This is a genomic window from Cuspidothrix issatschenkoi CHARLIE-1, assembly GCF_002934005.1.
Taxonomy (GTDB): Bacteria; Cyanobacteriota; Cyanobacteriia; order Cyanobacteriales; family Nostocaceae; genus Cuspidothrix; species Cuspidothrix issatschenkoi.
The window spans coordinates 1-25385 of record NZ_PGEM01000095.1 but is presented as its reverse complement, the minus strand read 5'-3'; the positions used below and the strand labels follow the sequence as shown (position 1 = coordinate 25385).

At 36.9% G+C, this 25385-nt stretch carries 18 protein-coding genes; 13 read left to right on the top strand and 5 right to left on the bottom strand.

Features of this window, described 5'->3' with window-relative positions; genetic code table 11:
- The first annotated feature begins 237 nt into the window (after positions 1-237).
- The 11 genes from CUN59_RS22475 (at position 238) to CUN59_RS13505 (ending at position 14635) form a co-directional block, all read left to right on the top strand.
- Positions 238-1020, top strand: a complete 783-nt coding sequence (locus CUN59_RS22475; RefSeq protein ID WP_104388340.1) for a PAN domain-containing protein — start codon at positions 238-240, stop codon at positions 1018-1020.
- A gap of 588 nt (positions 1021-1608) precedes the next feature.
- Positions 1609-4611 (top strand): type III-B CRISPR-associated protein Cas10/Cmr2, encoded by a 3003-nt coding sequence (gene cas10, locus CUN59_RS13550; protein ID WP_104388339.1) that lies wholly within the window; start codon positions 1609-1611, stop codon positions 4609-4611.
- Positions 4611-5783 (top strand): type III-B CRISPR module-associated Cmr3 family protein, encoded by a 1173-nt coding sequence (locus CUN59_RS13545; RefSeq protein WP_104388338.1) that lies wholly within the window; start codon positions 4611-4613, stop codon positions 5781-5783. Before cas10 ends, CUN59_RS13545 begins: the two co-directional genes overlap by 1 nt.
- Complete coding sequence (cmr4, locus tag CUN59_RS13540) at positions 5776-6651, top strand: type III-B CRISPR module RAMP protein Cmr4 (protein ID WP_028083683.1); 876 nt, start codon at positions 5776-5778, stop codon at positions 6649-6651. Before CUN59_RS13545 ends, cmr4 begins: the two co-directional genes overlap by 8 nt.
- A 14-nt stretch (positions 6652-6665) precedes the next feature.
- Complete coding sequence (locus CUN59_RS13535) at positions 6666-7196, top strand: hypothetical protein (protein ID WP_243406935.1); 531 nt, start codon at positions 6666-6668, stop codon at positions 7194-7196.
- On the top strand, positions 7196-8926 hold the full coding sequence (locus CUN59_RS13530; protein ID WP_104388337.1) for an RAMP superfamily CRISPR-associated protein: 1731 nt from the start codon (positions 7196-7198) through the stop codon (positions 8924-8926). The genes CUN59_RS13535 and CUN59_RS13530 overlap by 1 nt, the downstream gene beginning before the upstream one ends.
- 39 nt (positions 8927-8965) lie before the next feature.
- Positions 8966-10435, top strand: coding sequence for a hypothetical protein (locus CUN59_RS13525; protein ID WP_104388336.1), 1470 nt, complete (start codon positions 8966-8968; stop codon positions 10433-10435).
- Positions 10436-10452: 17 nt separating this feature from the next.
- Positions 10453-11970 (top strand): hypothetical protein, encoded by a 1518-nt coding sequence (locus tag CUN59_RS13520; protein ID WP_104388335.1) that lies wholly within the window; start codon positions 10453-10455, stop codon positions 11968-11970.
- Positions 11971-12053: 83 nt separating this feature from the next.
- On the top strand, positions 12054-13454 hold the full coding sequence (locus tag CUN59_RS13515) for a MotA/TolQ/ExbB proton channel family protein (RefSeq protein WP_104388334.1): 1401 nt from the start codon (positions 12054-12056) through the stop codon (positions 13452-13454).
- Between the two features lie 4 nt (positions 13455-13458).
- Positions 13459-13920, top strand: coding sequence for a hypothetical protein (locus CUN59_RS13510; protein ID WP_104388333.1), 462 nt, complete (start codon positions 13459-13461; stop codon positions 13918-13920).
- Between the two features lie 19 nt (positions 13921-13939).
- The gene (locus tag CUN59_RS13505) at positions 13940-14635 is read left to right on the top strand and encodes a hypothetical protein (RefSeq protein ID WP_104388332.1); all 696 of its coding nucleotides are present in this window, start codon (positions 13940-13942) and stop codon (positions 14633-14635) included.
- Between the two features lie 84 nt (positions 14636-14719).
- Here CUN59_RS13505 and psbA read toward each other — a convergent pair whose 3' ends face one another.
- The 3 genes from psbA to CUN59_RS13485 form a co-directional block, all read right to left on the bottom strand.
- A complete protein-coding gene (gene psbA, locus CUN59_RS13500; RefSeq protein WP_104388331.1) occupies positions 14720-15802 on the bottom strand; it encodes a photosystem II q(b) protein in 1083 nt (360 codons plus the stop codon).
- A 413-nt stretch (positions 15803-16215) separates the two neighbouring features.
- Positions 16216-17715, bottom strand: coding sequence for an MBOAT family O-acyltransferase (locus tag CUN59_RS13490; protein ID WP_104388330.1), 1500 nt, complete (start codon positions 17713-17715; stop codon positions 16216-16218).
- A 157-nt stretch (positions 17716-17872) separates the two neighbouring features.
- Positions 17873-20917, bottom strand: coding sequence for a DUF1574 family protein (locus tag CUN59_RS13485; RefSeq protein WP_104388329.1), 3045 nt, complete (start codon positions 20915-20917; stop codon positions 17873-17875).
- A 380-nt stretch (positions 20918-21297) separates the two neighbouring features.
- On the opposite strand from CUN59_RS13485, the gene CUN59_RS13480 reads away from it, so the two are divergent.
- On the top strand, positions 21298-21522 hold the full coding sequence (locus tag CUN59_RS13480) for a hypothetical protein (protein WP_104388328.1): 225 nt from the start codon (positions 21298-21300) through the stop codon (positions 21520-21522).
- A gap of 20 nt (positions 21523-21542) precedes the next feature.
- Entirely contained in the window at positions 21543-22580 is a 1038-nt protein-coding gene (locus CUN59_RS13475; protein ID WP_438501819.1) for a cysteine hydrolase family protein, read from the top strand.
- A 119-nt stretch (positions 22581-22699) separates the two neighbouring features.
- Here CUN59_RS13475 and CUN59_RS13470 read toward each other — a convergent pair whose 3' ends face one another.
- Positions 22700-23506 (bottom strand): Uma2 family endonuclease, encoded by an 807-nt coding sequence (locus tag CUN59_RS13470; RefSeq protein WP_104388326.1) that lies wholly within the window; start codon positions 23504-23506, stop codon positions 22700-22702.
- A gap of 215 nt (positions 23507-23721) precedes the next feature.
- On the bottom strand, positions 23722-25385 hold a 1664-nt coding region (locus CUN59_RS13465), incomplete at its 5' end, for an Eco57I restriction-modification methylase domain-containing protein (RefSeq protein ID WP_207765424.1).

Here is a 25385-nt window from a genome sequence, read left to right as displayed (position 1 = left end):
ATAAGGAATACAGAGATTTTTCTTTTTTCCAAAAATGTTAAATTAATTTTGCTCAGGTACTTAATTGAATGGAAACACTTGGGAAAATTACTTAAAGCTTCGTTCGACGAGTCCAATAATCTTAAATAAGACTATTCAGGGCGGTTCAGTTTTAGAGGTCTTCTTGTTTTCAAAAAAATCATTGGGCGGAAACTATGGACGAACCGTTGGGGTCAGTGGTAGCTTAGATGTATTTTTATGAGGTATAAAATGGTACGAATCGCGATCGCCCCATTATTAATGGTGGGTTTAATGCTAGTCCCCTCACTGGCACAACCATCCCAAGCCGAAGGCGGGGGAAGCCGCACAACTGGGTTACTTGAAAAGAAGTCCCTTCCCATTAGCCAGATTAATCCATTGATTCCGGATAGGATTGACCCGAATATTTTATTAGACCCATCCTATCGATTACCTCCAATTAGTCAGGTTGACGGGGTAGACCGCTATGGCAGTGACTATCGTGTCATCTCCCCCGCCACGACTCCCCGTGATTGTGCATTGGCTTGTTTAAGTGATCGGGGTCGCTGTCGGGCTTATACCTTCGTAAGGGCGGGTTACCAGGGTCCCCAACCCGTATGTTACCTTAAAACCCCAGCTCCTCCGGAAACACCGAACCCATGCTGTGTTTCAGGGGTTATTGGTTCGACAGACCCCGTATCCCCCGCCCAAACTTCAAGGGGCTATGATTCCATTCCGGGGCGTTTTGATGGTGCGGCAGATGCCATCCTTAATAATATGGGTGGCGATCCCTACCGCTACCCATATTGGCCGTCCGAGGTACCCTTTAATGAAAGTGGATGCCAACTGGCTTGTAGTGATCCCGCTCGATTTACGTCATCGGGAACAGAATCCCGTCCCTGTGCCGCCTACACCTTCCAAAGAGCATTTGGTCCGAATCCCGCAGTTTGTACCACCTTTACCCGGGTTCCCTCCCAAGTCATCCCTGACAGCAATTGCACTTCCGGTGTGCGTCGATTCTAGTCTCATGAAAGACTTTAAGTGTCATCATAAGTCTATTCTTGTGTCTCTAAGTCTTATTATGGACTCTATAGGGATTCTGAGAAAAAGGGGTTGCCTCTCCCCTCGGTGGGCAAGATGTCTCTGTTAGTATAGTGTCCCCACTCGCTGGGGATATTAATTGAATGGAAACGTATTGAATGAAAACCACAGATCCCGGACTTCTCTAAGAAGTCCGGGATCTTCATTAATGATCGCAAATGTCATATTAATTGAATGGAAACTTAGGATTTACAGGCAAGATGCCTGTGTTACGTTGGGTTCCCACTCGCTGGGGATATTAACTACATAACCAATTACCGTAGGGGTTTAGCACTGTGAACCTCTACCTAATAACATCCGAGTATCAACAAAGCGGCATAAAAATACATAATTTGCAATTAATGTCAAAAAATAAACAATATTCTTGATAAAACTAAATAAACACCTCAAAGCCTGATACACAAAGGATTTCAAGGTGATTTATATTGAAAATTAAATATTGTCAATCAATAGACAAATACTAAATCCCGTCATTACAATATAAATATCGGCTACACAGGGGAATCACCGATGACGGCAGAATATTGGCGAGCTAAGATTTGGGGGCTACTACATGACCCCATACTAAAAGCATTACATAATAATAGCGGACGGGGTAAAAATAGCTTCTATCAACAACTAGAAGTAATGAAAGCTTGGGTTGAGACAGGTAAAACCCCAGATCAATCAGGTGGTAAAGTATTAAAAAATATCCTCTTAGCGGATTATATAGCCTCAGCCAGTGACAGGTCAGCCCTGGGTAGCGTCACAGCCAGTATCAATTATGCCCCAGGTAAAAACCCAGAAAGGGGATTAGAAATCACCCATTTATTATCTGGTGCAAAACAGGAATTTAAAATCAAACTTCATACAGAACTTATAGAATCAAAACGACAAGAATATTTACAAAAAAAAGAAGAAGAACTATTAGCAGAAATAGACAATCATTTAAGAACCGATATTAAAAACATCAAACATTTATTTTGGTGGTTATGGCGTTGTTTACCCCAAGCAACCTGTGATTTATTTAAAGATAATTCATTAATGTTAATGCCGGCAGAAACTCGTTTACCCGATGCTTCTATTTGGAGTCATTTGAGTATGACATCAGCTTTAGCCGGTGCATTAGCAGGATATGATTTAACAGCAGACCAAATACAACGTTGGCAAGGAAATGATGAATTATCTCATCCCTATTTAGCGGTATTTAGTTTTAGTCCTGTACAGGAATTAATTAAATCTAGTCGCAAAATGCGAGATTTTTGGGCGGGTTCTTGGTTATTACATTATCTATCAGCCAAAGTTTGTTGGAAACTCGCCAACCAATATGGACCAGATACTTTACTTTATCCTAGTTTATATCAACAACCATTAATAGATCATTGGTTATTACAAGAAATTGAAAGGTTAAAAGAAGAGGAAAAGATTGATTTTGATTTTTCCAAATGGGTAAAACCACCATTACCAAAATCTTTATTAACCGCCGGATTTCCTAATGTTATATCCTTAGTTTTACCTAAAGATAAAGTTCACGCTGCCATGCAAACAGCACAACAAACGCTGTTAGAAGAATGGTTAATAATTGGGGATTTAGTATTAAATGAATTGCAAAATGAACGTCATTGGATGAGACAATTAAAACCAGATCATAATAGTTGGCAAGGTTGGTTAAAATCCCAATGGCAAGTTTACTGGACAGCATTGCCCATAGGTAAAGGTAAACAATTCAAAACTGCTGCTATTCCTGAAAACGTTGATGATCAATTACAAACTTGGCTAAATCAACAAAATCAAGCCTATAATGTCAGTGAAAAGCAAAAGTTATTTCAATCACAAGAACTAAAATTTTTACGGGAAGCTTATCATAAACGGTTAGAAGAACAACATAGAAAATTTAGCGTTAACGTTGGTTCATGGTGGGGTTATATTTTTGATGCTACCCGCGCTAGTTTAGCAGCAGTTAAAAACGCTAGAAACTGGGAACTTCCCACAGCCTTTGGACCCCGTTCCACAATTTCTGGTATTGGTCCAGTTGTCAATCCTGGTAATCAAGATAAAGATAAAAAAGACTGGATGACAGAAGGTGATACCAAGAAATTATGGGGAAAACATGATGCAGGTTTTTTTGATGGTACAGAACAGCTAAACGCTACGGAAGTAATAAAACGGGGTTTACACAAAATCCTGCCAAAATTATTAGGAATAAAAGAAGAGGACATTACATATCCAGATTTAACTTCTGGTGTAGCTGGATATTTAAAAGTTAATGCTGGAGATACCCGACATAAACTGAACTTTGAAAAAGCTTGTCAAGCAATAGTTGATAAATACCCTGATATCGAGATTACACTCGCAGAAATGAGAGATAAATGGGGTATTCCTTGGATGGATGAAAAAACGAAGCCTAAAAAATACCATCCCCGCTTACTTAATGCAGGTTGGATATTAGAAGATTTACCCAATAGTGATCAACTTAAAGCAGAATATCGCCAAGACATCAACAATATTATTACCGAATACTATCCTAATAATAATCCATCAGATTGGTATGTATTAGCCGCCGGTGATGGTGATAGTATGAGTGAATGGTTAAAAGGAATAAAACTCAAAAATTATGGTGATTATATACCATCAGAATTATCAGTTAATTTAGAGAGTTTTCCCCAATTCTTAGAAATCCAAAAACGCATGGGACCTAGTACCCACAGTGCATTAAGTCGCGCGTTATTAGATTTTTCTAATCAATTAGTTCCCTATTTGACACAGAAACGCTATGCAGGTAGATTGATTTACGGTGGAGGTGATGATGTTTTAGCCTATACGAATCTGTGGGAATGGGATAAATGGTTGTGGGATATCCGTCAATGTTTTAAAGGTGCAAAAGATCCCCGCGAAGAGTTTAGTAATGACGGTGATTATTGGAAATTTAAAGGCAAAAGTGATCAATTAGTTGACCGTCCATTATTTACAATGGGTAGCACGGCTACAATTAGTTTTGGTGTTGTTATTGCCCATCATTCTGTACCCTTAGCAATAGCTTTAGAAAGCCTCTGGGAAGCGGAAGACGCAGCGAAAAAACACGAATATCATCATAGTTGCCTTTTACCAACTGAAAAACATGGAGAAAAAGCCTGTTTTAATAAAAAAGACGCTGTACAAGTGCGGGTACTCTACGGAAACGGAAATACCTTAAAATCCACTGCTAAATTCGATGTTTTTTCTGAATGGCAGCAATTAATCACAAATGAATTACCAAGTTCCATATTTGAACAAGCTGCGAGTTTGTGGAGTCAACACCCTGCACCGAGTTCAGAAGCTATTGTACCTTGGACAAAGGCATTTTGCGATCGCCGAGATCAATTCCAAAATGATGAAGATGCGAAAACAAAGTTTCAAAAACAGTTAGCGAACTTTTTAAAAGCATTGTTTATTACTAACGAAACCAAACAACTAGATAATGAAATTCAAAGTTGGTTAAAACTAGCGGCATTTGTGAAACGTAACCGTGATATAAAAGTAGGAGGTGAGAATTAATGTATTGGTACAAACTCACACCATTAGACATATTAATGTTAAGGGATGCTAAACCATTTTCACCACAGGAAAGGGCATGGGCTGGTAGTATATTTCCTCCTAATGGTCATACTATAGCTGGTGCATTACGGGGTTTATTAGGAAAAGAAATATTTAATATAGTTGGTCCATTTCTGTGTTATCAAAACACAGAAAATACCCTATATCTTCCCCGTCCTTTAGGTTTTGCCAAATCTGTACCCCTTGTCCCTTTAACTTGGGAAACAGAATCTTATATCAACAATGCTTTATGGGATAAAACTCAACCTTGTCCATTAGTTAAAGCTCATAATAAAAAAGATGATGATGAAGATGATAAAGATGATTTTGTTAAATGCAGTGGAGTAGAAACAAAATTCAGACAATATTTACCATTCTGTGTGGTTAAGGAATATTTAGAAACCGGGGAAATTGATAAACATTGTTGGAGAGTAGTTGATGGTACTCACGAAGATAAACCTTGGGACGAAGAAACCCGTTCTCATAATAGCATTGAACCCGGAACAAAACAAGTTAAAGATGCTGATGGTTACTTTGTAGAAAAGGCCATTCGTTTACATCAAAATTGGAGTTTTGCCATAGGCATTAATCACGAAATTACAACACCTGCAACAATCAGATTAGGAGGAGAAGGACACAGAGTCATAGTAGAATCTTGTCCAGAATTGGGGGAACAATGGCAAGAATTAAAAACTATTTCAGATGGTAATTTTCAAGCTAATACTAAACAAGCTGATACTAAAGATGATACCAAATCAATAGCTTATTTAGTTACTCCTGGAGTTTTTGAAAGACCACATAAATATAATCCTGAACAAAGAGTTAATTTATGTCGTCCTTATCCCTGGGAATGGAAACTCAAAGACGGTATTTTTGTGAGTATGTCCACAGATAAAGCAGTACCAATTAGTTGTAGAATTAGGGAGAAACAAGACAATACAAAAAGCATTACAAAAAGCATTCCTGCACCCCAGGTTTTTGCAGCACCACCAGGGACATTGTACTACTTGAATAAACCTCAAGGATTGTTTCAGGATAATCAAGAATCCCGTGTAAACAATTGGCGACAATTGGGTTATTCGGAAATGTTGTGGATTAAATATAAAAAAATAGGAGAAAAAGAAAATGGTTGATTTTAGAGTTGGTTATATGTACAGTCTTGCACCTATTCATTGTGGGGGTGAAGGAGACTTAGGTAACATCTTAGAAATTGCCCGTGAAGTACATACAAATTTCCCTTATGTACCCGGATCTTCTTTACGTGGTAGCCTGAGAGATGAAGTAAAAATATTAGATGAAATAGCAGCAGAAACTCTATTTGGCAAAGAATTAGATAAACAAGGTCAAATGGGAGTTCATCAAGTTTGGTTTGGAGATGCAAGATTGCTATGGATTCCTATGCGAACCATGTCAGTTAATAATAGAGATGTTTTTATTTGGGTTAGCTGTCACTCATTAATTCGTGATCATGCCCTAATTTCACGTCAAAAAGCGGCAATATTTCCTAATCATGCTGTGGGTAATCGTGCAGGAGTTTATTCTGTCGCTGATGCTCAAATCCAAGTTGCATTGTTATCAGATGAGCAAAAACAAGCTATTTCTTTAACAGGATGGCCAGATTCATTAAAGAATGCTGTTAAACCTACTTGGGACAGTAATTTAATTGTTTTACCTGATGCTGATTTTCAAGTATTAATGGAACATTCCCTCTGGACACAAGTTCGTAACAAAATTCAGGATCATAAAGAAGGGGTAAATCCAGAAGGTTCTGCTGAGATTTTTTGGACAGATATTTGTATTCCCAGGGACACTATTTTTTATTATCCTTGGGGTTATAGTTTACTCAAAGATAATCCCATAACAGAAAAACAACACAACTTACTAATTAGTATTTTGCAAGAGTTATTTCAAGTAGGTGGACAAGCCAATGTAGGACGGGGTTGGGTTCAAGGTTGGACAAATAATCTTACAGCACCCATTAAAGACACGGTTACAGCCTAAAGGAATATAAAATTATGTCTAAAAATAAGAAGTATCCACCTAAATCTAATCCTCCAAAACCGGAATCAAGTATTACAGCAAAACCTCCAAGTCTTTCTGAAAATGTGAAGGTCGAAACTGTTAGGAGCGATAATAACTCCTCTCTAGTTTTACCAGAACAAATGAGTTTATCTGCTCACGAACATATTCAAAAGTATTTGAAAATATACAACAAACAGAAGTTAGATAAAAATGATTTAACTGCTGTTTTAAGATTGTCTCAACATTTAAGAGTTTTTGGTCTACTGTCTGCGGTTGGATATCTGAATCAAGCAAATGCTCAGGATAATAATGAGGTGCGAAAACGTACTGTACCAGTGTGGGAATCATTACTAGGTCAGATGGTAGCGGTAGATAAAAATCAACTACCTAATAAAGAAGAATTAATGACACAAATAGTAGAGATGACTAGAAACCGGCCTCAAGAATATATGTTGACTTGGCGGAAATCTTTGTTATTAGCTAACCATTGGAATTTTTGGGCAAGAGCCTATCAGGAGGATTAATGTATACAGGTATTGAATTAATTAATTTACTGGAAAAGCAACATCAAAAGCGATCGCAATCTGGCTTATTTAAAAAAGACACTTTTACGATTCAATGGCGTGCTAAAGTTGGTTCATTTCCCCATCCAGATGTAGAAACTATAGTTTCTGCTGGTGAACCCTGTGGTGCGTGGAGGCCAAATCAAGGACGACCAGAAGATAAACGGAATGTTAGTCAAAATTGGGAAACATTGAAAAATTTACCTTTACATGGTTATATTCCAGGTTCTTGTATCCGAGGTTTAGTAAGAGCATGGGCAAAACAAAGACCAGAAATTAAACCAAGAATGTACCAGCTTTTAGGGCATCAAGACAATGATAAAATTACTGCTGGGAAAATTGAATTTCTTGATGCTTGGCCAGAAACGGCAACTAAATTAAGTTTAGATATTGTTAATCCTCAACAAGAATTTCAGGTATATCATCAGGGACAATGTACACCATTATCTCTTTATACTTTAGGTAATGGTAAAGATAGAATTGCTGTGATAGTTGCAATGAGAGGAATACCAGGAAAAGCTACAGAAGAGGAAGTAAACGAGGTTTGGGAATGGGTGCAACAGGCACTAGGTTTATATGGTGTTGGTAGTCGTACTGCTTCTGGATATGGCGGTTTAAAAACTTCCAGTTCTTCACAAACTCCTACCCTTGATCCTGGCCATGCTGTCAAACAATTTGAATTTAGCCTTTATAGTCAAGGTAGCGCAGGTCCACATACTCAAACAATGGAATTACGTCCTTCACATTGGCGGGGTTGGCTGCGCTCTTGGTTAATGCGGTTTTTCTTGGGAGTAATGCCGGAAAATCTCGCTAAATTGACTGTTGCTGAACTGATGGGAGAGATAGATGCAGGAGATGGGAAGAGTCGCAAAGGTTGTGTACGTCTGCAAATGATTCAAGGTAAAACATGGGGAGAAAGGTCTGAGAATCAACCATTTTTTTATCTATGGAAAGGTAAATTACAAATTAGCGCACCAAAAGATATCCTCAATAAAATCATTTTGCCAATAATTCGTTTTGCAGTCATGGTTGGCGGTGTTGGTCGGGGTTGGCGTAGACCATTACATATATTTAACATGAATACTGGTCGAGCAGCTTCTAGAGGAACACAGTTAATATTGACTCATAAATTAAAAGATCAAAACAGTGGTGAACTGAAATCTAAAAACTTCGGTTTACCTCTTGATACAACAACTTGGACAAAAACTTATAGTGATTGGGTTACAGAAGCAAGAAATCATTGGCAGGATAGAGTATCAACAAATAACCGTAATATCAAAGCAGAAGTTTTTTCACCTACCACCTGTGCAATTTATGTAGTTCCTGGTCCTGATGTCAACCCTATAGAAACATCTTCGATTAAATGGAATCAGAGAGATGATGCTGAAGCAACTCGTGGAGATGGAATGTATTTAATTTATCATCAGAATCACCCACGAAATTATAAGCGTAATCCAGATTTAGGTGGTAATGCAGCGGGTGGAGGAAATGGACATTGTTCTTGGGCAAGTATTAAACGGATAAATATTCCCAACCAAAAGGAAAAAACCGACTGTCAAGAAATTGTTTGTTTATTTATGGGTGGACAAACACCAAATGCCACTCATGTGCGATCGCGCTTTCTCCGTGATTTAGGAAACATGAATGGTAATGTACATTTATTTGGTGTACAACCTCCAGCAGAAATTTAATACTCTAATAAAATCCTACTAAATACAAATTGATTAAATATGAAATCAGTTTTAATCGCCACAATTGGCACTAGAGATTTAATGTTCCAAATTGCCTCTGGTGCATGGTTCAATATTGGTAATGATAGAGTCCAAAATGGAGAAATTATTGCTGAACAATTAGAAGTAATTTCTGATTTGGGTTTAAAGGATAATACAAATTTTCGTCATTTAACTAAATACCTATTAGATAATATTGAAAAATATGTAGATCGCATCCAACCGCCAATTATTGGTAAGATGTTTATTGAACAAGTATCAAACATTAAAAAAGTTTATTTGATAGCTACTGATCAGGAAAAAAATGTCACACAAAGAGAAAAAGATACATTATATTCAGCCGAACTAATTAAACAATGGCTGATGCACAAATTTAGTCATCTTCATAATAATAATGTTCATATTATTTTACTAGGTCAAGATGGTACTAATCCCTCAATTTTTGAAGATATGTTCAATTGGTGGCGAAAAATTTGGAAAAATACAATCACTGTTAATAAAAATCAGTCTGTTTGGGTATGTTTGAAAGGAGGGGTAGGTCAAACTTCTGAAGCAGCAAGGATTTCAGGGCTTAGTTTTTATGGCGATCGCATTCAGTTCTTTGAATTTAAGGAAAATACACGCGCAAATCGTAATGGTATCCCATCAGATTATAGTGGTCCATTTTTAGGTACTAACTATCTTTGGGATAGAACCCAAAAACAGGCTTTAAAATTATTAGAAAGCTATGACTATACAGAAGCTTATGATTTACTAGAACCTTATTTTCAACAACCATCTGCTAATTTTGGAACAATACCTGATTTATTAAAAGCTGGTAAATTATGGAATCAAGGACAATTTGAAGGATTCTTATCTCTTGCTAGAAATTATACACAAATATCTAGTGTAGAAGGCAGATTATGGATGGCTTATGAACAAGCTTATTTAGGTGTAATTCGTCTGAAACAGATGAATACTACAGAAGCAATGTTACACAGTTATCGAGCTATTGAAGGTCTATTATATTGGTGGGCTGCTGATTCTTTTCCTAATCATATTGAAGAAAGAAAAAATCAATATCCATTAATTAAAGATTCTATTTTGCAAAAATATTCATCTTTAAAAAGACATTTTTACAGACCAGACCGCAGAACAGAAGTAAATTTACAAGGATGGTTATTGGAAGACTTATTAAATATTGCTATTCCTCAAACTACAAATAATATTGATTTTCAAGCATTTTGGGAATCTGCAAGAAACACCAGAAATAATTTTTCTCATCGCTTAGGTGGTTTAGCAGAACAAGATGTTTTTATCGCTTGGGGTGAGGATGTAATCAACTCACAACAATGGCAAAAAAGGATTTTAAATTGCATTAATTTAGTCACTGGAAAATCATTTAATACCCTATATAAAGCTAGTTTATTTGCTCAAATGCATACTGAAGTTATAGCCACTCTCAAAACCCAAGAAATCAAAATTAATTAATAATAAACATTTATTCTATGAAAACAACAAATCAAGTTAGCACCCTCATCATCACTGTAGGAACTAGACAAATAGGATGGCGGTGTAAAGATGGTGTTATCCGTTCCTTTGGTGCAGATGGTAATATTAGTTATCCTCCACATATCAACGAACTCTATCAAGAACTAGGAATAGAACGGGATAAACATCAAGATGAAGATGGTAAAACCTATCCTTGGAGTGGTCGAGATTTAGGTAAAAGATATTATGATTACTGTCAAGAATGGTTAGGCGGTGATTTTAGTAATGTCGAATTATTGTTAGATAAAACTGTCATTGAAGGAGGAGTAAAACAAGGTTTAAAACATATTATCCTATGGGGAACAGACCAACCGGAAAGTATTACCTGGAATTTTCGCCGATTAGATACTTTATGGTTAGCAGAATTAATGAAGGGAAAAATTAAAAGTTTATTTCCTGATGTCAGAGTTGATGTTCACGCCCCAAAAATTAACGCTGGTAATAGTGATGAAATTCGAGAAGAATTAGAACAACTGGTTTTAAAAGAAGCTATCAATGCTAACAAAAATCAAGAATTTATTCTCTGGATTCAAACTAAAGGATGTACCCCTGTAATTGCTTCTAATGTAGAAATTTGTGCAGCCGCTTTAGTACGTCAATATCAAGTATTTAATGCTAGTCCCGATGAACCAAAGGAATTTTTTACTACTTTAGAAAATGGTTTAGTTACTGCTAATCACTCCCAGAGTTTTCAAGCTATTACTATGAGTGAATATTTCTGGGCGTTAGAAAAGGTAAAGATTAAATCAGCTTGGGAAAGAGGTGATTTTTCAGAAGCCCAAATTTGGCTAAAAGTTCATGAAAGTCGTCATTCAGTATTATATAAATTAGCTGGTTTTTTAGCAAAATATAATAATTGGGAATCTAATCATGATTTTTACCGCAAATTGGAAAAATGGTTAAATAATGATGATGTTACTAATGTAGTTGATTCTGCACAAATTGAAAATTGGAAAACCAAACTCCAAAAAATGCAAGCTGATGATCTTAGCAAACTTTGGGAATCAACAATCATCTTAGAACTTTCTCTAAAACGAGAAAATTACACTACTGCATTTATTCAGTTTGTGCAAATTTTAGAACGGTTATTATATATTCAATCAACAGCCCAAAATTGGACTGCTAAAGGTTGGATAGTAAGTAATAAAGATGAACCAAGTCTAGCAGAATTAATGCAAGGTTGGTGTTTATACAAAAAAATTCACCAAGATAATAAATGGTCAAAATTGTTAAAGGCTATTAGAATAAAGCGCAACGAAATTATTCATAAGGGGGAATCTATAACTTCAACAAAAATTGGTAATATCTGGGCTAATAATAACTTTTCAGGTGTATATATACCAACAACTTCAGAAAACATTAAAAACTTGATGATTGATGTACTCAAAGAAATCAGCACTCCTCCGAATTTGAATAACTTATTGATGCGTTCTTTGTATCAGTGGGGATTAAACTATCTGGAAAATGCAAATTAACTATTTCTTGATGTTTAATTAGCGAGTGATAGCCCCAGACACTAAAACACACAAAACTGAGAATCAACAAATATCTAAAAATTATGACGGCAAAATATCTTAACTTACCTGGTAAATCAGACCGCCGAGAATTAGATATCAAACTTTGGCTTATTTTAAGCATAGGATTAATAGTTACCTTTGGCATCTATGCTGCGGTATTCCCCATTAAAAATACATTTTTAGGTACTCTGTTATATGAACGGGGATTTACCCAAATTCTCGCCATATTTTTTGGCGGTATGGTAGTAACTATTACTATTCTCAAGGTGATCAAAATTCAGAGTGAATTAAGGGCATTTAACAAGGATTTAATTCCTGACACTATTTCATTTGAAAATTTTAGATCTCTGCAATTAGAACAAATTCGACAGTCTTTAATTAAGGAAAAAAGCTTATTAGCTCGTCGTTGTAGTCGGGTGATTGCAGCATATATAGTCTCAGGAAATCGCCAAACGGCTACTGAATGTGCAATGGAAGACTCGGCATTTTACAGCAGCACCGCAGAAACCTCCTATTCCGTAGCTCGTATTTTAGTCTGGGCAATTCCCCTCTTGGGATTTATCGGTACAGTTGTTGGTATTAGTGGTGCGGTCAATGGTTTTAGTGGATTCTTACAGCAATCCAGTGATATTGAACAAATTAAGCAGGGCATTGGAACTGTTACCAGTGGATTAGCAGTAGCATTTGATACAACACTTCTAGCGTTATTTGTTAGCGTATTAGTGATGATTCCTTTGGTATTAGTAGAAAGACAAGAATCACGGCTACTACTGGCAATTGATATTTATATCAATGACAAAATATTACCTCGTCTCAAAGAAACCGAGAACTTCAATAAAGCCCTAGTTAATGATGCTATATCCCAGGCATTTAAGAAACATCTTCCAACACCAGAAGTATTAATTCAACCTGCCCAAGAATATGCTAAACAGGCCGCAGAAGCTTTAACTCAGGGGTTTTTAACTGAGGTAGAAAAAATCCAAGGAACGACCAATAAATTGATACAGCACATGAGTTATATCAATCAAATGGCTGTTAAAGATAGGGAAATTTTTGTTAATACATTAGCCCAGCAAGAAAAATCCAGTCAAGAAATTATCCAAGAGATTCAACAAATTAGTCAGGCAATTCAAGATAATTACCAAAACGTTAATCATAATTTCACAGCGCACACAGAACAAATTTCTCAAGGACTCCAGAAAGCAGCAATGGCTTTAGATAGTCGGATTGCAGCCTTAGAGAATTGTGCTGCTCAGGTAGCGAGGATTGTCGAATTTCAGGATAGTTTAGAACAGGGTTTACACACATTAGAAAAAACAGCACAATTAGAACAGGTATTAGGAGAAGTGGGTGCAAATCTTGCATTATTAAGACCAGCATTAGAACAACTGAATAAACCGCGACGGATTACATTAGTTGAATCTGAAGAAAAGCGTTCATAAATTTATGCCAAGAAGAATTAGCAATGGTGCTGTTACGGAAGTTGAATTATTCCCTTTTCTTTCAATTTTATTTTGTACCATAGGTGTACTTATTTTATTACTGATGGTTCTGACTGCTCAAACATTTAGCAATCAAAGACAAATTACTATTGTTGCTAAAACAGAGAATGGACAAAATCAGAGTAAACAACCCCGTTATATTGAATGCCGTAGTGATGGGATTGTTCTCTATCCTAACCAAGAATTTGTAGCTATAACTCGAGTTAACAGTTCCTATTCTCCATTACAAACTTTATTAACAGAGGTCAAAACTAATCGAGATAAACAATATCTAATCGTCGCAATTCGCCCTGATGGTATTGAAGTATTTAAAACAATCAGAGCATTAATTGAGTCTGAAGGAATTGATATTGGTTATGAACCTATTGACGAAGGATGGCAACTCAAAATCCAAGGAAACATTTAAAAATAATATTGGTATAAATATGAAAAGAAAACGTTATTTTGCATCTCAGCGCCCCCAACAAAATCTAGATTCCTTCTTGGATATTTTAACTAATACTGTTGGGGTATTAATGTTTATGAGTCTGTTTATTACTTTAGTAGCTGTGCAATCGAGTACAATAGTCAGGACTCCACTGGCAAAGGAAACTAATAAAAAACCAAACTTTTTTGAAATTACTGATAATCGAGTTATTTACTTAGATACTGAATCGGCTGATCAACAAATTAAAGAATTTCTTGGTAATTTACCTACTTGTGTTAGACCTAGTTATATTTCGGGATTTATTGACAGTTATCTTGATGAATTAAGAAATTATCAAAGTTGTATGGAACATAAATTACAACAGTTAAAGGAGTTGCTAGTAGAAACAAAAAACTATGAAGTTGAATTAGTTGATTTAGATTCTGGTGCGTGGCAATATAACCCTAAGTCAGTTAATAGTGGAGAATCAGGTAAAGAACTAACTCAAGTTAATTCTGAATATCGGAGAACTTTATCTCAATTTGCACCTCAGAAAGATTATTTAGCATTTTTGGTCAGACCCGATAGTTTTGCTACTTTTCGTCAAGTTAGAGAAATTGCCTGGAAAGCGGGTTTTGATGTGGGTTGGGAACCAAAAACGCCTGAGAGTCCCATTATTTTTAGTTCCGAAGGCAGAGCAGTTGGTGTACAGTAGCACTTTTTTCTTGATCAAACAAAAACACCCCCCATTTCTGGAGGGCGTTTCTTGTTAATTAAGCTTATTAAAAAGCTCTAATTATTAACCGTTGATTGCAGGAGCGCTCAAAGCAACAGGAGCAACTTCACCAGCAGCCAAGTCTAAGGGGAAGTTGTGAGCGTTGCGCTCGTGCATTACTTCCATACCTAAGTTAGCGCGGTTGATTACATCAGCCCAAGTACCGATTACACGACCTTGAGAGTCAATGATGGATTGGTTGAAGTTGAAACCGTTCAAGTTGAACGCCATGGTGCTTACGCCCAAAGCTGTGAACCAGATACCAACTACTGGCCATGCAGCCAAGAAGAAGTGTAAGGAACGGCTGTTGTTGAAAGAAGCGTATTGGAAAATCAAGCGACCGAAGTAACCGTGTGCTGCAACGATGTTGTAGGTTTCTTCTTCTTGACCGAATTTATAACCGTAGTTTTGTGATTCGTTCTCGGTTGTTTCTTTAACCAAGGAAGATGTTACCAAAGAACCGTGCATTGCAGAGAACAAGGAACCGCCGAATACACCAGCTACACCCAACATGTGGAAGGGGTGCATCAAGATATTGTGTTCTGCTTGGAACACGATCATGAAGTTGAATGTACCGGAGATACCTAAAGGCATACCATCAGAGAATGAACCTTGACCGATGGGGTAGATCAAGAATACTGCGGTAGCTGCTGCTACAGGAGCAGAGAAAGCTAGGCAGATCCAAGGACGCATACCTAAGCGGTAGGAAAGTTCCCACTCACGACCGAGGTAGCAGAATACACCGATCAAGAAGTGGAATACTACTAACTGGTAAGGACCACCGTTATACAACCACTCATCTAAGGAAGCAGCTTCCCAAATTGGGTAGAAGTGCAAACCGATAGCGTTGGAGGAAGGAACTACTGCACCGGAAATGATGTTGTTTCCGTAGAGTAATGAACCTGCAACTGGTTCGCGGATACCGTCAATGTCAACGGGAGGAGCAGCTACGAATGCAATGATGAAGCAGGTGGTTGCTGCTAACAGGGTTGGGATCATTAGGACGCCGAACCAACCGATATAGATGCGGTTCTCGGTGCTGGTGATCCACTCGCAGAAGCGATCCCATACGTTAGCGCTAGAACGCTGTTGTAAGGTTGTGGTCATTTTATGAGTGCTTTTATTTTCGTATGATTTTAGTAAGTTTTTAGGCTTACATAACTATAAATGTAGAACATTATTTTCAATTTGTAAAGATACATTAAATTAGTCTTTCTTATCACAAATATATGTTTTGCTGATGTAAATTTTGGACATTGGTATTTGCTAATAAAGTTGTGAACTACCCACACTGACCTGACGGTAAAGTGTTGGCTTCCTGTCCAGCAGAAAGCACCGTAGTAGACTTCTTTCGTCCTCTATTACTGCGACTTACTTCTGGGCGACAGGCTTTATCCCCCGTTCCAGAGGTCAAACCTTCGGCCGCGCTCAGTACAAGGGTCGAAAAACTGTCGTTAATTCACGCGCCATTCATCTCACGCTGTCCTTTGGGTCAGTTGTGGGGCTTGAAGTCGGTTAAGCTAAAAATCAAAATAGATATAAGGTAAGCTACCTTCGGGGGCTAGTAACCACACTGCATAAAAGCATAAAGGCACAAAAACAACTTTAATCACCCAACTAAACTCTAATTTTAGGATGCGTTTAAGAAAATAAGAGACGCTCATGAACAAGGGTATTACCAACAGTAAATAATAAAGCTGAGATTGACTGATATTCAGGGCTTCAACATAGACCTTTTGAGCGAATTGTTGATCACCTACATGACCCCAAAGATGTTGAATGACTACATTCGAGTCTTGGATGTTGGGAAGACGAAACCAAATCCAAGATGTAAATACCATGATTTGAGTCAACAACCACGCAATAATTATACCTATAGGAGTCCGCCAAAATAGCTTGAGAATTTTCCAGCGATCGCCAACGGCACTAGTCAAACGATGAACTACTAAAGCCAGACCATGTAATATACCCCAAATAATAAAACCCCAGGCTGAACCATGCCAAACACCAGCCACTAGCATAACTATCAGCAAATTTCCGCAGGTACGTATTAACCCGTGACGAGAACCACCTAAAGGAAAATAGAGATAGTTCCGTAACCAGTCACCTAATGTTATGTGCCACCGGCGCCAAAAATCGGCAATACTCGTAGTAAAATAGGGGAAATCAAAATTTTCTGGCAATACTAAACCAAATAATAAAGCACTACCACGAGCTATATCTACATAACCATTAAAATCTAAATATAACTGTAAGCCATAAGCAAAGGTAGCTAACCATAAATCCGTACTCCCTGCTCTTTGCAAATTGCCAAAACATAAATCCACAAATATTCCCAAATTATCCGCAAGAATACCTTTTTTCACTGCCCCTCTAGCGATTAACCACAAGCCATCGGCGACTTTATCAATACTTGGAAATTTTATATTACCGAATTGTGCTGATAAGTTGTGATAGCGAGTAATTGGACCTGAGATGAGCTTAGGAAAAAATAGCTTGTATGTAGCAAACTCGATAAATTTAGAACTGGCAGGAGCACCACGATAAACATCTATTAAATAGGACAAACATTCAAATGTGAAGAAAGAAATCCCTAAAGGTCCAACTATTTTTACTAGCGGATCTGGTGAATTGGTTGAGAAATTGAAACCTAGATTTATGAAATGATTTATATATTTAAACCCTAGCAGAAGCAGTACATTTAAACCTATACCAGCCCATAATATTTTCAGTCGGTGTTGATTCCAATCAGCTTGAGCAAATTGCCATTCTTCGTTAGATAAACTCGAGTCTTGAGAATGTTTTTTCGGTGAAGTGTTGCTACCTATTTCTAACCCTAAACGAAAGTTAATAAATGTCAGTACTAAAAGTAAAGGTAAATATTGAATATTTAAGGATGCGTAGAAAATCAGACTAGCTATTAGCACTATCCATAATCTGATATGTGCTGTATTAATAGTCCAGTAGATACCTAAAAAACTCAGTAGAAACAGCCCATAAAAAATAGATATAAATTTCATTGTTTATTGATTAGAAAACAGGGAACAGGGAAGAAATTAGGGAGTATCTCACCAGACCAAAAACCGCTATATCTTTGTTATTATTATGTGCATATTGTGACAATACTGTTTAGTAAAGAGGAAAGGTAAAGTCCAAATCTTTATCTTTCCCAAAGGTTTATTTCCCAGTTGGCCAGGTAATCATGGGATCTACAGCGAGTTTTTTAGATACTTCATAAGCACCATAACGGTTAAGGTGACTGGGATCAGAAAAGTAATCATTGATTGTTGGCCATAACTGACTGAAATCACAATATATAAAGTGAGAACTATTGGTAAAGTTCAATAAGTACGCTTGGAACTGCTGTTCATATTTTGTGCGGACAGGATCTAAATATTCTGAAGTCAGAGGCATATTCACAAAAACGAGAGAAATATTATTTTTTTTGGTAAACTCTAAAACTGATTGAAATGCCTGATCTTGCTTACCTGACAGTTGGAAAGATTTATAATCATTGTCATAATCTCCAGAAACTTTAGGGTGTTTTTGATAGTAAGTTTTGGGATTATAACGAATAGATAAAGGTAAAAATCCATCAAAATCAACTCCAACAATAGAAGAATTATTATCTATTTTAGAGTTATAAGTAACATCAGTATTTAATTTTTTTTGGATATCTTCAGAACTAACAGGGAGATATTTAAGTTGTTTTTGCAGCAGGGCTTTAATTTGATCACGGTTTTTATAACTAGCAGATAAATTAGCGACAACTTCATTTAGCCGATCATTACCTATTTGATAAAAGCTAACATCTGCCTTAGCAATTTCAGTATTGATTTTGTCGGGTGTTTTTTCTGGATTTTTAGGAACTTGATCAGGTTTGATTTGTGTGGTTGCTTTCTGTATTATCTGTTTGTATCCTGGTGATGATTCGACGGCATTAAAAGTGACATCTTCTCTACCATTATTAAAAGCACGGGAACCATCAGCCCACAAAATCAATTTTGGTAATTCTTGAGGCTCTAAAACGTAACGGATAATTACGTCAATGACTTGGGCAGTTGCACCATTAATACCAAAATTAAATACATCAATATTACGATTACCTTGGCTGACTAAAGCTTTAGAAAGAGCCACAGGATCAACTCCTCGCAATGCGCGAGAAGAACCAATAATTAGGACATCTGGAGGACGTTTTTTAATTGCTAAACGTTGTTTATATAGGGCTAATTGCTCATCTAATTGGCGAGCATTAAAAGTTGGCATTTGTGAACGCGCTGCCAATAAAATTGCTGTAGATGTAGCTTTTTCTTTTAATGGTGCAGCTCGTAAATTTTTCGACGCTCCTGCATCATTAATAAATCCAGAAGCATTAAAAGTAGAATCTGTTTTAGAAAAGCCCGTTGTTTTTGGCTGATTTAATAGAGGTGTTTTTTCCTGATATTCCACAGGGAAAGATGCTTCAGATTCTGACGACACACTGGAAACTGTAGTAGTTTTCGGTGAATTTTTCAGAGTATGGGCAGCAACATAGCCTAACATTAAATCATTTTGCAATGTGAGCAGTAATCCTAATCCCAGCCAAATCAGACCACCACCAATTCCTTGATGCTCAGGATTTTGCTCATTGTCCTGATGGACTTCTGTAAATAATTGGCTATTTAAAAGTAACTTTTTGATTAGTTGGTTGGTATTTGCCACCCATTTTTTTGCGAGTTCTTTGTCAAAATTGTTTACTTCCTCATTTGTTAAATAAGGACGTAAAATTGTTTTACTGGTTTCATTTATCACTAGAGAATTTATATATTTAGATGTAGCGGCAAATTCTGGTGTAGCTTCAGGAACTAATTGAGCGCGTTGTTCTAAATCAACACCATGATGCCATACAGGTTCTTTATCTCCTGCACGACGGCCATAAATACGTATACCACTAATCCGGTAAATTTTCAACTGGCGGATAAATTGAGTCACTTTGTTAGAAACTTGATGGCGTGTAGGACAAACAGGAGCATCACACATGATGTGTAACAAATTTTCTTTGCGGACTACCAATACCCGGATACCACCTGTTTTCAATCGCCAATCCAGATCAGGATTGAGTAAACGCTCTAGTAGAAATATAATTGCACTGTTGTCACCTGCACGGGCAAGATCCAAAGCAGATGTAGCTAAATTTGGATGTTGAGATGCGGGTAAAGAGACCCAATCTATCCAAGCAGGTTGTTTATCACCTGTTTTCTGTCCATATATAGCTACTGAAAGAATTGCTTGGGGGGCGATGGTGTCTAATAAGGGAACAATGGTCTTGATAGCAGTTTCTTGATCTGGTGCAGGGGACGATCCGAGAAGATCAAAGGCTGGAGTACAGAATATATGCAGGGTAGATTCTTTGAGGGAAGTTTGAACGGCGATTTTAAAGCCTAGTAATTCTACTGATAATATTTTGGCGATCGCTTGTAAATCTCCCCACCGCGCCCATTCTTTTAACATTACCTCTGGCGGTGTTAAATCTACCCACATCCGCCAATCTGGCTCTGTTTCTCCCCGTACCTGAGAAACTAGAACACCATCTTGATAGCCCACCAGTTTTAAATGTCTCAGCTTTTGGGCTACTGTTTCCGCCAACAATGATGGATCGGGACTATAACTAGACTGACACAATACCCAAAGGCGATTAACGATAATTTGTGGATTAGTTTTGCTAGGACATTGGCTAATTTTTACCTGAACAGCCACACCTAAATGACTGAGATGTTCACTGAGATAGCGAGCAATAGCATCTATATCACCTTGGCGTGCCAAACTTTCATTAGAGATAATCAGAGAGCCACTAGGGATTTTCTTGACATCTGCTTGAGTTGATAGAACAGATTCTACCTGTTCTAAATGTTGCTCTACTTGATGCAAGGAAACTCGATGATACCATTCTGGGTGATGTTCTCCTTTTTTCCGTCCGTAAACTAATATTTGATAGATGGAGGGTTGCTCGTCATTAGTGAGGGTATCCACATCAGTTTGCTGTATAGCTTGTAATAACCCTAACACAGTTTGCCAATGTTCTGGACACTCAGCACTTTCACATAGAATATGCAGGTCATTACCTAGTAACTGTACTTTGATGCCGAAAGTATCGATACCCGTTGCTTGGCTTATCCATTGGACTAAGGATTTTTGATGAACTGCTTGCAGCAGTATTTTGCTATCAGGTAATACGGTTTTCATGGGCGGTGAAATTTAACAGGAATGGTGATTTAGGTAATTTACCTGTGGTTGTTAACTAGAACCATAGCATCATCACATTTTGACGTTTTTTTTGACAATTTTGTGATCTTCCCACCTGATACAATTGTAGGAGTTCAAGAGTAGGGGCGGGGTTTCCCCACCCATTCAGGAGTTTAGTTAATGCCACGCTGCGCTATCAGGATAAAAAAAGAATGAAGAACATTTTTCTTTCCTGTTCCCTGAATCCTTAGATACAATTGACCAATATCCAGCCCTGGTGGCAATTTTCAAGTTTTAGCATCCGCATCTAATTTTGTCTCTGGAATCAAAAATTAACTTTTCCGTCTATTTTACCCATCTAGTAATTAATCAGAAAGACAATGACAGATCTAAAAAAACAGTTTTGTTCTCAAACCGGATTCAATTGCCTCTCGTTGCCGATTAATAAGTCTTGTTTTTTACAAATTGGTGCGGTATCTATACTGATGCTGATCCTAGTTCAAAAGGCCACCAGTGAAGCATTGCTCAACTTGGGTGAAGCTAGTGAAGAATTATTTCGAGGCGATCGCCTACCTGTACTTAATTTCCCCGATGATGATCTTTAATACCCCCATATATTGCCATGATGAATCCCAAAAATATAACCCATTTACCCATACCTCCCCACTTCAACCGGGAAAAAGTTAGAGAAGTTTGGCGTGTAGCTTACCAAGAAATTGCCACTGAAGCCGAAATATTTGCTCAACACTACAATATTCAACCAGCAGTTACCGATCAAAATCAGATTTGTCTATTATTAATAGATGTCCAAAATACTTTTTGTATTCCTGATTTTGAATTATTTGTTGGGGGCAAAACTGGCAATGGTGCGGTAGAAGATAATCAAAGACTGTGTGAATTTATTTATCGCCATTTGGGAGTAATTACCAAAATTATTCCTACTTTAGATACTCACACAGCTATGCAAATATTTCACCCCATTTTTTGGGTAAATGCTCAAGGTGAACACCCCACACCAGCCGCCACTAATATTAGACCCGCAGACATTGAACAAGGTATCTGGCAAGTTAACCCAGCAGTTGCCCATAGTTTGACTAATGGTGATTATGAATTATTAAGAAAACAAGCATTGCATTATGTCAAACAACTCAGTCAAGATGGTAAATATCCCTTAGTAGTTTGGCCTTATCATTCTATGTTAGGAGGAATTGGTCACGCCTTAGTTTCATCGTTAGAAGAAGCCATATTTTTTCATAGTATTGCCCGTCAAAGTCAAGCCCAATTTGAATTAAAAGGTGAAAATCCTTTTACAGAAAATTATTCTATTTTACGCCCTGAAGTTTTAATAGGATGGGATAATCAACCAATTGGAAACAAAAACACAAATTTAATTCAACAACTTTTAAAATACGATGCAGTGATTATTGCTGGACAAGCTAAAAGTCATTGTGTAGCCTGGACAATTGAAGATTTACTAACAGAAATTAAACAGGTAGATAGTACCCTGACAAAGAAAATTTATCTCTTAGAAGATTGTACTTCTCCTGTGGTTGTTCCTGGAGTCGTTGACTACACAGAACAAGCAAATACCATATTTGCGAGATTTGCGGATGCAGGAATGCACATCATTAAATCAACTGAAGAATTGGTAATTGATAAATAAGCTGTACTGCATTTAATTTGTATAAGTTTAACAGGCAAGACTTGTACTAAGAGGTTAGTGAGCTTGTATTGAGCTTGTACTGATAAAATTATACCTTCTGGAACTTTTCAAACATCCTCTTAAATTGTTTCCGGGTCAATATTTAATTCTCTCAATTTTGCCGCTAAACGTGCTGCTCTTTTGGCTTCTGCTTCTGCTCTTTTGGCTTCTGCTTCTGCTCTTTTGGCTTCTGCTTCTGCTCTTTTGGCTTCTGCTTCTGCTCTTTCGGCTTCCGACTTTCTTGCTTTTGCTTCAGCTTCTGCTCTTTTACCTTCTTGTTCCGCGCTTTCTTCCGGTGTAGGAACTAAAATTCCTTCGCGTGTAAAATATCGCAATAAACCATTATAAACACCCAAATATAAACCTAGTTGTTGACTCCATAAATGTCCTTTTTCATTTGCTGTTAAAGGTTGATATTTTCCATCTAATAAATGAAAACCTGCAAATTCTAAAGTGTAAGGATCAAACCAAAAATAATCTGGAGTGCGGAATGTATTTTGATAGAGTTGTTTTTTAAATTCTCTATCTGTTTTTGCTGTACTGGGTGAGAGAATTTCGACAATTACATGAGGATATTTACCATTTTCATCCCACACTACCCAACTTTTACGGGTTTTGCGTTCAGTTCCTAAAACCACAAAGAAATCTGGACCACGAGAATCTTCTGATTTTTTCTGATTTGGACTATAGTAAATAGTTAGGTTTCCAGCAGCATAGAAGTCATTTCTATCTTTCCACAACCATTTAAGACATTTGATTAAGAGCATAATTTGCTCTAGATGCAGTTCTGTTTCCACGGGAGGTTCATCACTATATAAATCACCAGGGGGGAAAATTACATCTTGGGAGATGCTTTCTTGGGTTTCTCGTTCTTGTGCAATGATCATAATTTTGATATGGCATCAAGTTGTAATTTGTTGATTATAACATCTAATGATTAAAAATTAAAAGACATCTTGTAAATCCTTTAATCCTGGATATCCTGATTCTGACAATTTTTTTATAACGAACCGCAGAGACGCAGAGTACACAGAGAAAATTCATATTCTTGAAATCCTTTAATCCTGGATATCCTGATTCTGACAATTTTTTAATTTTTAATTCAAATCGGCATTCTTGGAGGTGCTGTTTTCCACATTAATTCAATTTCTTCTGGTGTTAATTGATAAACTTGATTCACTAAATCGGAAAGTCGCTTTTCTAATTTCATAGTTTCGTTTTTGCGGGTTTGAATTTCTGGAACATAATCACTATATGCTTGACGTAAAGCTTTAAATGCTGTTATACTCAGAGGGTCAGATGCTTTTTTAGCTGTCTTTGGTTTGGGCATTCTTTTTCTCACTTCTTCCAGAAATTCCGTAAATTCTAAAGCTGCGAAATCTTCTAATTTATTTCCCAATTTTTCAATTTTGTATTCTACTTGCAACCAGTCGAGAACATCTTTATAAACTTGTCCGTTGAGTTTAGTTATTTCTATTAAACGAGTGACAATTTCTTCTACTTCTGCGCGTATTTCTGTTGTGGGTTGTGCAATGGGAAGAGTTTCCATTAAATAACCAACAGGGTTTAAAGCTTCATCTTTCATGTGTGGTAAATATCGGCAATTATACCACCATACCAGGGGAGAATTGAGAACTCCAAGAATATATGAATCAGCATTTGGTAATATAAAGGTTTTATTATTTGTAAAGTAACCTTCCGTATCATAGCTATAAGCTGGATGAAATTGGATTGCCTGATAAATAAGTTTAGGTTGTTCAAAAAGATGATAAAATGCTGGTGATGCTTGGAATTGCCACCATAACTGTTTACCTGCTCGATTTTCTAACTTATTTCTATAAATTTCCAAATGTTTTTTAATAATAGGATATTGTTCTATATCTATATCTTTGTGAGCAAAAATTATCCAAAATTTATCCCATTCAGGAATCCATCTTTTAATATCCTGACCTCTCAATAATGGCTTGATAATTTCTGCACATTTTGGATCAGCTTGAATTAAATTTTCCTTAGTAGCATCATCTATGAAAAAAGCTTCATTAAAACCTGTTTTTATTCCACATATTGGTTTAACACCAGCAAACTCTTTTAACGGAACACCTACCCGTTGAATTTTCTGCATTAACTCATCCACCGCAGGAGGTTCTAAACTCCAAGCATGAGCAGAAAACCGCGACCAAGGTATATTATAACTATTGTCCTCATTCTGCACATATTGAGTGAGGTTAATTTTCGGTAACTCCTCACGGGGAACAACACAAACTAACACTTCTTTATTTTCCCTCTCCGTTTCTGAAACTTTAGTTTTCTTGACCGAAACAATACAGGGAAAAGTATCAGCATCTTCAAAAATTGGTGCGTGTCCAAAATCAATAATTTTTTCAAACACACTTGACTGAGAAAAGAACCTTCTCAAAGCTTCACCATAACCAGAACGCAACCATTTATTAGTCACAATATAGGAAAGTATTCCTTCTGGTTTCAATAAATTCAAACCTTTCTCATAAAAGTAAATATAAATATCCGCAACCCCATCATAAGTTTGATAATTTGACTGTAAATAAGGTTTAAAAGGTGATAACAATTCCTGACGAATATAAGGAGGATTTCCAATTACCACATCAAAACCACCTTCAGCGAAAACTTGAGGAAATTCACTTTCCCAAATAAAAGGTAAATCTGTAAAATCTGCATCAGCAACTATAGAATTACCAACTTTGATATTATCATCTAAATAAGTTAAAGTTGGCTCTTCCAGACTAAATA